Origin of the sequence: Rhodopseudomonas sp. (assembly GCF_048594845.1) — a bacterium.
Classification (GTDB): domain Bacteria; phylum Pseudomonadota; class Alphaproteobacteria; order Rhizobiales; family Xanthobacteraceae; genus Rhodopseudomonas.
In genome coordinates, this window is record NZ_JBMDXE010000261.1 from 1 (window position 1) to 9,373 (window position 9,373).

The window sequence follows — 9,373 nt, forward strand, 5'->3', positions numbered from 1 at the left end:
CGATCTCGGCGTGGCTGTGCGGCAGGAATTCGTGCAGCGGCGGATCGAGCAGACGGATCGTGACCGGCAGCCCCTTCATGATCTCGAACAGCTCGACGAAGTCGGCGCGCTGCATCGGCAGCAGCTTGGCGAGCGCGGCGCGGCGCGCCTGCTCGTCTTCGGCGAGGATCATCTCGCGCACGGTGCGGATGCGGGTCTCTTCGAAGAACATGTGCTCGGTGCGGCACAGGCCGATGCCTTCGGCGCCGAACTTGATGGCGGTGCGGGCGTCGACCGGCGTGTCGGCATTGACGCGGACCTTGAGCGCAAGGACCTGATCGGCCCAGCCCATCAGCGTGTTGAAGTCGCCCGACAGCTCCGGCTCGATCATCGGCATGCGGCCGGCCAGCACCTGGCCGATCGCGCCATCGATGGTGATCACGTCGCCGGTCTTGAAGGTGCGGTTGCCGACCGTCATCGTGCCGCGGCCGTAATCGACGCGGATCGCGCCGCAGCCGGACACGCAGGGCTTGCCCATGCCGCGCGCCACCACGGCGGCGTGCGAGGTCATGCCGCCGCGGGTGGTGAGGATGCCTTCCGAGGCGTGCATGCCGTGGATGTCTTCGGGGCTGGTCTCGATGCGGACCAGAATGACCTTGCGACCGTCGGCCTGCAGCTTGGCCGCCTCGTCCGACGAGAACACGATCTCGCCCGAGGCGGCGCCCGGCGAGGCCGGCAGGCCGGTGGCGATGACGTCGCGCTTGGCGTGCGGGTCGATGGTCGGGTGCAGCAGCTGATCGAGCGACGCCGGCTCGATGCGGGCGACCGCGTCCTGCTTGCTGATCAGGCCTTCATGCGCGAGCTCGACCGCGATGCGCAGCGCCGCCTTGGCGGTGCGCTTGCCGCCGCGGGTCTGCAGCATCCACAGCTTGCCCTGCTCGACCGTGAATTCCATGTCCTGCATGTCACGGTAGTGCTTCTCGAGCAGAGTGTAGATCCGGGTCAGCTCCTGGAAGGCGTCCGGCATCGCCACTTCCATCGACGGCTTGTCGGAGCCGGATTCGAGGCGGGCGTGCTCGGTGATGTCCTGCGGGGTGCGGATGCCGGCGACGACGTCCTCGCCCTGGGCATTGATGAGGAATTCGCCGTACAGCCGGCTCTCGCCAGTCGACGGGTTGCGGGTGAAGGCGACGCCGGTCGCCGAGGTCTCACCCATGTTGCCGAACACCATCGCCTGGACGTTGACGGCGGTGCCCCAAGACTCGGGGATATCGTGCAGGCGGCGATAGGTCACCGCGCGGGCGTTCATCCACGACGAGAACACCGCGCCGATCGCGCCCCAGAGCTGGTCGTTCGGATCCTGCGGGAAGTCCTGGCCGATCTCGCGCGCGACGGCTTCCTTGTACTGGCCGACGAGCTGCACCCAGTCGTCCGCATCGAGGTCAGTGTCGAGCGTGTAGCCCTTGGCGTCCTTGTAGCTGTCGAGAATTTCTTCGAAGTGGTGGTGATCGAGGCCGAGCACCACGTCGGAGTACATGGTGATGAAGCGGCGATAGCTGTCATAGGCGAAGCGGCGGTCGCCGGACTTCTTCGACAGCGCCTCGACGGTCTCGTCGTTGAGGCCGAGATTGAGCACCGTATCCATCATGCCCGGCATCGAGGCGCGGGCGCCGGAGCGGACCGACACCAGCAGCGGATTGGTGGCATCGCCGAAACGCTTGCCGGTGAGCTTGCCGACGTGCTCGAGCGCACGCTCGACCTGCGTCTTCAGCTCCTTCGGATAGGTTTTGCCGTTGGCGTAGAAATAGGTGCAGACCGAGGTCGGGATGGTGAAGCCGGGAGGCACCGGCAGGCCTAGATTGGCCATCTCGGCGAGGTTGGCGCCCTTGCCGCCGAGCAGGTCGCGCATGCTCGACTTGCCGTCGGCCTTGCCGTCCCCGAACGTATAGACCCACTTGCCGGCCTTCGGCGCGCTCGCCGCGACCGGAGCCTTGCTGACCGACTTGGCGGCGGATTTTGTGGCGACGGATTTTCCGGCGGCGGGCTTGGCCGCCGGCTTGCTGGCGACGCTCTTCACCGCGGGCTTCGCGGCCGGCTTGTTGACTGACTTGCTCAGCGGCTTGCCGGCAGGCTTCGCTGCCTTCGCAGCCGGCTTCGGCGGGGTTTTGACCGCCGGCTTGCGGGCGCTCGCCGCGGCCTTGCCGCGTGCCGGAGCCTTGGCAAAAGCGGCCTTGGCGACGGACTTCGGAGCAGAAGACTTCGGAGAAGACTTGGATTTCGCAACGGTCTTCTTGGTCTTGGAAGCGGCTTTGGCCATGGCGTTCAACGGTCCGCAGGAGGGGGGTGGGATTGGGCCGCTATACACCACGTTTTGCCGATTGCAAGCAAGGCGGCCGGCCTGTGGCCGGCTTCCAGGCGACTAAAGGCGGAAGAAGCGCAACACGCCCATGCCAATGAGTCCGATGCAGATCAGGTAGACCGCCACCACGATATTGAGCAGGCGCGGCATCACGAGAATCAAGATGCCGGCGATCAGGGCAACAATGGCAGGAATGTGGGCAGTGGTGATCGTCATAGCAGTCGTCTCCGAGGTGAAAGAAAGTGAGATCGAATCGCGAGCTGATTTGTAGCTGTCGCGGCAACCGAGGGATACCGGCCACCAATCAACGATGATCCCGCAAGACGTTCCATCCCGGCAGAAATAACCCGGAGGCGTGACGTTTTTTCCTCGGAACATAGCCGCGCTCCCCGCATTGCCTCGGTGACTGCGCGGCGACGATCTGATCGCAGCGCGGCGAACGAAACATAGAGATCGTTCAGGTCGATGGCATCATCATCGCTGAACGACAGCCAGGGCGCATGACCTGCGACCGGGCAGAGAACCCCGCCCCGTCCCCCGCCCGGGCGGGGTTCGTCTGTTTGGGGTCTGCTGACTGCTTTCACGCGAACCCGCGTGGCTGCTCGCTGCGGCAGACGCCTTCTCGCCCCTGCGGCGACCTGTTAGGGTCGTCCAGCCGCGCCGCTCCCTGGTCCGGCAACCGCCGACAGCGATCCCTGCCTCCGCGTCGGCCGGATCGTGATCATGCTTGCGACTCCTTCCTTTCACAGCCTGGGCCTGCTGCTGCTGCTCAGCTTCTTCCTCGGCTTCGCGTTCGAGGATTTCTTCGCCAAGGCCAGCTCCGCGCGCCCCGGTGGCATTCGCACTTTTCCGCTGCTCTCGCTGGGCGGCGGCTTGCTCTATCTGTTCGATCCCACCCGGCTGATCGCCTTCACGGGCGGCCTGCTGGTGCTCGGCGTGTGGCTGTCGATCTTCTACGGCGTGCACATCCGCGAACGCGACGAACGCGGCGAGCGCAATGCCGGGCTGGTGGTGCTGCTGCTCAACTTCCACGCTTATCTGCTCGGCGCCGTGACGCTGGCGCTGCCGCATTGGGTGGCGGTGGGCAGCACGGTGGTGGCGGTGCTGCTGTTGACTGGACGCGACCAGCTGCACGGGCTGGCGCGCCGCGTCGACATGAAGGAAATCACCACCGCCGGGCAATTCCTGATCCTGACCGGCGTGGTGCTGCCGCTGCTGCCGAACGAGCCGGTGACGACGCTCACCAGCATCACGCCGCGCCATGTCTGGCTGTCGCTGATCCTGGTCTGCACCCTCTCCTATGCGAGCTATCTGGCGCAGCGCTATTGGCCACCGGCGGCGCGCGGGCTGTGGATGCCGGCGATCGGCGGGTTGTACTCATCGACCGCCACCACGGTGGTACTGGCGCGGCAGGCCGGCGCCGATCCGGCAGCGCGGCGACAGGCGCTCGCCGGCATCACGCTCGCCACCGGCATCATGTATCTGCGCATTCTGGCGATCATCGCGGTGTTCAATATGGCGCTGGCGCGCGAACTCGCGGCGCCGATGGGCGGGCTGGCCGCCGTCGCGCTGCTGATCGCGACGTTGCAATACTGGCTGATCAAGGCGCCGCCCGCGGAAGCCCAGAACCAGACGCCGAGCGGCAACCCGCTCGAACTCGGCACCGCGGCGGTGTTCGCCGTGATGTTCGTGGTGATCTCGGTGGCGTCGACCTGGGTGAAGACGCAGTTCGGCACCGCCGGCATCTACTGGCTGGCGGCGATCGTCGGCTTTGCCGACATCGACCCGTTCGTGCTCAACATGGCGCAAGGCGGCATCGCCGGGATCGGCGAACACGCGGTGTCGATCGCCGTGCTGCTCGCGGCTTCCTCAAACAACGTGCTGAAAGCCACCTACGCGCTGTCGTTCGGCGGCCGCCAGACGCTGCAGAGCGCAGTACTGCTGCTGCTACTCGCCGTGGCCGGCGTGGCGTTGGCGTTGATTTTGGCGGGCGTCGGACGGTAGTCGTCGAAGCGACGGCCGTTCGGACGCATCAACCGGCACAGCGTCATCCTGAGGCGCGAGCCCAGCGAGCCTCGAAGGATGGGCCGCAGTCAACGGCTGTGCGTGAGGCTGTATCCTTCGAGGCTCGCCCTGGCGGGCGAGCGCCTCAGGATGACGACTCAGAACGGAATGACGACTTACAAGTCAGTCACTCACCCGCTCTTCAACAGCGACAGCAGCGTGGTGGTGGATTTGTAGCTTTGCACCGCGTTGTCGCGGAATGCCGGCGTCCAGTTGGTGGCGGTGCGTTCCTCGTCGCTCATCGCCGAATAGGCGTTGAGCAGACCGAGGCTGAAATCGGCGGGATTGCCCGAGGTCTGGCTCTGCTTCAGCGCGGTGAGGATGCTGGCGCGGTTGCGGCTGTCGAGCTCGCGCTTGGCCGCGAAGGTCTCTTCCTTCGAGAACAGATTGTCCTTGTTGAGCGAGATCGCCGACAGATCGCGATTGCTCAGCGTCGACAGATCGGCCTGCTGGCCGACCTTGCGGCCCGGATCGTACACCAGCTCCTTGCCGGCGGCCGACGCGGCCTTGGCCTGCGCATCCAGCGCGGCGCGGGCCGACTTCGCCACGCTGGCGAAATCCTGCGTCTGGATCGGACTGCCGGACGGGTATTGCGCCAGATAGGCGGCGACCGGATCGTTGCTGATGCCGGTGGGAATTTTGGTCGGATCGGTCTGCGTCGCGGTGATGCCCTTGCCGACCGCGGCGCGCTCGGCCTGCCAGGTCGCGGTCGCCTTCTCCTCGCTGCTGGCGCCGTCGAGATAGTCGGCGGCGGCCTTATAGACGGCGTTGTAGTTGCCGGTGAGCTTGGCGGTTTGCGTGGCCGGCGACAGCGCCGCGTTGAAGCCGGCGATCCGCGTCACCGCGGCGAGGTTCTGCTCGGCCTCGGTGAACTTTCCGCCGGCATTGGAGGCGATCGCATACAGCGCGCGGCGATCGAGCGACGACAGATCGATCGTCGGCTTGCCGCTGGAGTCGTACGGCGCGCTGACGTTCGCGGCCTTGTAGAGCTTGTCGAGCGCGGCGCGGCTGTCGCTGATGACGGCGCTGAAGTCCTTGGTGGCGGTGGCGCTGGCGAGCTGCGCCTTGGCCTGCGCCGACAGCGTCAGATTGGTCGCCGCATTGCTGGCGCCCGGCAGCACGTCGTCGCTATTGCCGTTCAGGATGTTGGCCAGCGAACTCTGCGACCCCGCCGCACGCGCGTAAGCGGCGCCATATTGCGCGTAACCCGGCAGCTGATTGGAAATCGACGTCATGGCGCGCCCCGCCGTCCGCAAACAAATTAAGGAACCCTTACCGAGCGCCACCCTTTCAGGACATGGTTAACGGAACGTAAATGTTGCTGGAGATTGCTGCGGCGGGGCGTTGGCGGCGGTGGTCGTTGCGGCGCTCGTCTCTGCTGCCATCAGCGATCGCTCGGGGGTCAGAAGTCGCCCAACCCAAAGTCGTCATGCGCGGGCTCGACCCGCCAGCGAGGCCGGAGCCCCTTCGGCGCGGCGAAGGCCCGCGCATCCCACGCGCGCGCCACCGCGGCATGAGGAGTCTTTGCGAATAGGATGGATTGCCGGGTCGAGCCCGGCAATGACGGCTGGGGAAGAGCGGCAATGGCCCGGGAGAACGGCAAGTCCCTGGGAAGAAGCGGCGACTGAGCACCAAACCCTCCCCGTCATTCTGGGGCACGAGCGGAGCTCGTGAACCCGGAATCCATACTCCCACGACTCCCGGCTGCGCACGGCCGCCGACCCGCCGTGCCCAACCACCAACGTCGGTGGTTATGGATTCCGGGCTCGCCGCTGCGCGGCGCCCCGGAATGACGGAGGCGTTAGTCCTGGATCTTCGAGAAGTCCGCCACCGCCCGGGTCGCTGCCCGGATTTCGTTGAGCAGCTTCAGGCGGTTTTCGCGGACGGCCTTGTCGTCGGCATTGACCGTCACCTTGTCGAAGAACGCATCGACCGCCGGCCGCAGCCCGGCCATCGCGGTCATCGCCGCGGCGAAGTCTTCCTGGGCGACGGCGGCGCCGGCCTCCGCCTTGGCGCGGTCGATCGCGGCGGCGAGCGCCTTCTCCTCGTCCTGCGCATACAGCGCCGCATCCGGCGCGCCATCGAAGGCGCGGCCGTCCTTCTTCTCCTCGATGCGCAGAATGTTGGCGGCGCGCTTGGTACCGGCGAGCAGGTTCTTGCCGTCGTCGGTGGCAAGAAACGCCGCCAGCGCCTCGACGCGGCGGACGATCATCAGGATGTCATCCTGCCCTTCCAGCGCGAACACCGCATCGACGAGATCGTGGCGAGCGCCCTGATCGCGGAGTTGGACTTTCAGGCGGTCGGCGAAGAAAGAGAGGAGGTCGTCCGCTAGTTTTTTCGCTCCAGCGGTGAAGAACTCCTCTGAGGAGAGTGTGTCGAAAGCGGGAGCCACAGGTGAACGCGACGGCTTCTCAGGGAGAGGGAACTCGTCAAACATGAAATGGACCGCCCCCCTATCAAGATGCTCTAGCCTACGTTGGAACTCGGCCGCGGCCTGAGCGCGAATATTCTCCTCATCAGTTTCATCAAAACCCAGGTCGGGACTTCCGATCTGAAACATCGCGAATGCATCGCCAGATCGATCGACAAAGCCGTCACTGTTCAAGAAGAGCAGATGCTGTGGCTCGTTCCAAGATTCCGATGGGCCATCTTCGGTTTGCGGATCCCACCCCGAACCGAGTCTTCGATAGCCATGCTCAGGACGGAAGCTGAAGTACATCAGCAGCACCAGCGCCTTCTGAAAAAGCTCTACAAGAGAAATGCGATCCTTGTTTTCGAGCACCACACGAATAACGCCGATTGCAGCCCTCTTCAGCGCGTAGGGGTCCTTGCTGCCCGACGGCTTGATGTCGATCGCCCAGAAGCCGACCAGCGTGTCGAGCTTGTCGGCCAGCGCCACCGCGATGCTCACCGGATCGGTCGGCACACGATCGGTCGGGCCCTGCGGCTTGTAGTGCTCCTCGCAGGCCGCGGCGACGGACGCGTCTTCGCCCTGGGCCAGCGCGTAGTACTTGCCCATCAGGCCCTGCAGCTCAGGGAATTCGCCGACGACTTCGGTCAGGAGGTCGGCCTTGCACAGCCGCGCCGCGCGCTTGGCCTTGTCGACATCGGCGCCGACCAGCGGCGCGATCTCGGCTGCTAATCGCTCGATCCGGGCGATGCGTTCGGCCTGGGTGCCGAGCTTTTCGTGGAACACGATCTGATCGAACTTCGGCAGCCGGTCTTCCAGCTTGGTCTTCAGATCGGTCTCGTAGAAGAACTTCGCATCGCTCAGCCGCGCGCGGATCACGCGTTCGTTGCCGGCGGTGATGGCGGCGCCGCCGTCGCTGGCTTCGATGTTGGCGGTCAGGATGAACTTGTTGGCGAGCTTACCGGTCGCCGGATCGGCAACCACGAAGCACTTCTGGTTGGCGCGGATGGTGGCGCGGATCACTTCGTCCGGGATCGACAGGAAGGCTTCGTCGAACGAGCCCATCAGCGGCACCGGCCATTCGACCAGGCCGGAGACTTCGTCGAGCAGGCCGGAATCCTCGACCAGCGCGTAGTTCTGCGCTTGCGCCAGCGTCTTGGCGTCGGCCAGGATGATGTCCTTGCGGCGCTGCGGATCGAGCACGACCTTCGCAGCCTGAAGCTTCGCCTCATAGTCCTCGAACCGGCGCACGCTGATTTCATCCGGCGCCATGAAGCGATGGCCGCGCGTGGTCTGGCCGGCCTTGATGCCGCTGATATCGAAGCTCACCACCTCGGGCTCCTCGGTGTCGATGCCGAAGGTCGCGATGATCGAATGCAGCGGCCGCACCCATTGCAGCGCGCCGGGCTTGGCCGAGCGCTGGCCCCAGCGCATCGATTTCGGCCACGGGAAGGTGCGGACGATCACCGGCAAAATCTCGGCCAGCACCTCGATGGCCGGCCGGCCCGGCTTCTCGATCAGCGCGACGTAGAAGTCGCCCTTCTTCGGATCGCGCTGGATCTTGGCCTCGTCGAGCGACGCGAGCCCGGTGGCTTTCAGAAAGCCCTGCACCGCCGCGTCCGGCGCGCCGACCTTCGGCCCCTTGCGCTCGTCCTTCAGATCCGGCTGCCGCGCCGGAATGCCGTGCACCGTCAGCGTCAGCCGCCGCGGCGTCGCAAACGCCTTGGCGCCCTCGTAGACGAGCCCTTCGGCGACGAGCTTGTCGGTGACCAGCCGCTTCAGATCATCAGCAGCCTTCCCCTGCATCCGCGCCGGGATTTCTTCGGAGAACAGTTCGAGGAGGAGATCGGGCATTTAGATATGATTCCGTGCGCGCGGCACCCCCACCCCCGACCCCTCCCCGCAAGGGGGAGGGGAGCAGAAGGCAGTGCCGGAAAGACAAGCCAACTCGGCCAAAGCAGAGTCCATGAAGACCAAAATCATTGAGCCTCCCGACGACGCCCGCGCGGCCTGCGGGGGCGTACGCGGTTTTGGCTCCCCTCCCCCTTGCGGGGAGGGGTCGGGGGTGGGGGGCAACGCGGACTGAATCTCGGCGAGAACACCGTCCAGATTGCCGAGGACGTCGTTATTCCAGAAGCGTAGCACGCGATAACCAAGCGCTTCGATGTGCCGCGTGCGCGCCGCATCTGCGTCGCGCTGCTCATCGTGCTGACCGCCGTCGAGTTCGATCACCAGTCTGGCGCCGCGGCTGGCGAAGTCGACGGTGTAGGGGCCGATCGACACTTGCCGGCGGAAATGTGAGTTCGCCAGCAAGACATCGTGCCGCAAGCGCTGCCACAGCACGCGCTCGGCATCGGTCGGATTGGCGCGCATCGTGTGCGCGAAGTGACGCTGGCGATCTGTCGTCATCGCTGGCGATCCGAACATTGAACTCAGCATCCGTGGACCCCCACCCCCGACCCCTCCCCGCGTGGGGGTGGGGAGCAGGAGCGTCCTGGTTATCGTGCACCCCGCCTGCCTGGGGCAGGCGACCCTCCCCCTCAAGGGGAGGTAAGAAAAGA

6 protein-coding genes are annotated in these 9,373 nt (G+C 65.8%); 1 reads left to right on the plus strand and 5 read right to left on the minus strand.

The genetic code is table 11. The features are described from left to right. Both ppdK and ACOJTD_RS16965 read right to left on the minus strand, forming a co-directional pair. A partial coding sequence (ppdK, locus tag ACOJTD_RS16960; RefSeq protein WP_420134056.1) for a pyruvate, phosphate dikinase occupies positions 1–2,296 on the minus strand: 2,296 nt, incomplete at its 3' end. A 102-nt stretch (positions 2,297–2,398) separates the two neighbouring features. Beyond that, entirely contained in the window at positions 2,399–2,554 is a 156-nt protein-coding gene (locus tag ACOJTD_RS16965; protein WP_082364218.1) for a DUF3096 domain-containing protein, read from the minus strand. Between the two features lie 507 nt (positions 2,555–3,061). On the opposite strand from ACOJTD_RS16965, the gene ACOJTD_RS16970 reads away from it, so the two are divergent. Beyond that, a complete protein-coding gene (locus ACOJTD_RS16970; protein ID WP_420134057.1) occupies positions 3,062–4,342 on the plus strand; it encodes an MgtC/SapB family protein in 1,281 nt (426 codons plus the stop codon). Positions 4,343–4,533: 191 nt separating this feature from the next. Here ACOJTD_RS16970 and ACOJTD_RS16975 read toward each other — a convergent pair whose 3' ends face one another. The 3 genes from ACOJTD_RS16975 to ACOJTD_RS16985 all read right to left on the minus strand — a co-directional run bounded on the left by ACOJTD_RS16975 (position 4,534) and on the right by ACOJTD_RS16985 (position 9,221). After that, positions 4,534–5,637, minus strand: coding sequence for a hypothetical protein (locus ACOJTD_RS16975; RefSeq protein ID WP_420134058.1), 1,104 nt, complete (start codon positions 5,635–5,637; stop codon positions 4,534–4,536). A 566-nt stretch (positions 5,638–6,203) separates the two neighbouring features. Next, positions 6,204–8,666: a glycine--tRNA ligase subunit beta gene (gene glyS / locus ACOJTD_RS16980; RefSeq protein WP_420134059.1), complete on the minus strand. Its 2,463-nt coding sequence runs from the start codon at positions 8,664–8,666 to the stop codon at positions 6,204–6,206. After that, entirely contained in the window at positions 8,667–9,221 is a 555-nt protein-coding gene (locus tag ACOJTD_RS16985; RefSeq protein ID WP_420134060.1) for an endonuclease domain-containing protein, read from the minus strand. It abuts the gene before it with no gap. Positions 9,222–9,373 lie beyond the last annotated feature (152 nt).